This is a genomic window from Bartonella sp. CL63NXGY (assembly GCF_042194905.1).
Classification (GTDB): Bacteria; Pseudomonadota; Alphaproteobacteria; order Rhizobiales; family Rhizobiaceae; genus Bartonella.
Genome location: NZ_JBHINK010000058.1, coordinates 839 through 1,129, shown reverse-complemented (window position 1 = coordinate 1,129; position 291 = coordinate 839). Strand labels below are relative to the sequence as shown.

The following is a 291-nucleotide window of genomic DNA, read 5'->3' as shown; positions in this document are numbered from 1 at the left end:
ATACGGCTGATTTAATGACGCAATTGTTTACTAACGCCGTTGCGACGCCTGCTACCCAGCAGAAGAACAATGAGAGTGGTAACAATAAGTGGCAAGTAACGGAAAGTAACGTTAACTTCCACCGTCACCATCATTCAAACTCTGCTTCCAACTCGCAACCAGCATCCAATTCAAATACCACGAGTACAACGACTGCTGGCTCGACTAATTCCGAATCCAATAGTGGAAGCAATGAATCATTATCGACCAGCTTGAGCACTTCATATGCTAATTCAGAAAGCTTATCAGTTA

General features: G+C 43.3%; 1 protein-coding gene. It reads right to left on the bottom strand.

Going from position 1 to position 291, the window contains the following annotated elements:
* Positions 1–11: 11 nt before the first annotated feature.
* Positions 12–134, bottom strand: coding sequence for a hypothetical protein (locus ACFIK0_RS09175; RefSeq protein WP_375663882.1), 123 nt, complete (start codon positions 132–134; stop codon positions 12–14).
* Positions 135–291 lie beyond the last annotated feature (157 nt).

Bases quoted from the DNA above. Each gene is read 5' to 3' on its own strand.
- ACFIK0_RS09175 (WP_375663882.1), bottom strand. From the start codon at position 134: ATGATGGTGACGGTGGAAGTTAACGTTACTTTCCGTTACTTGCCACTT.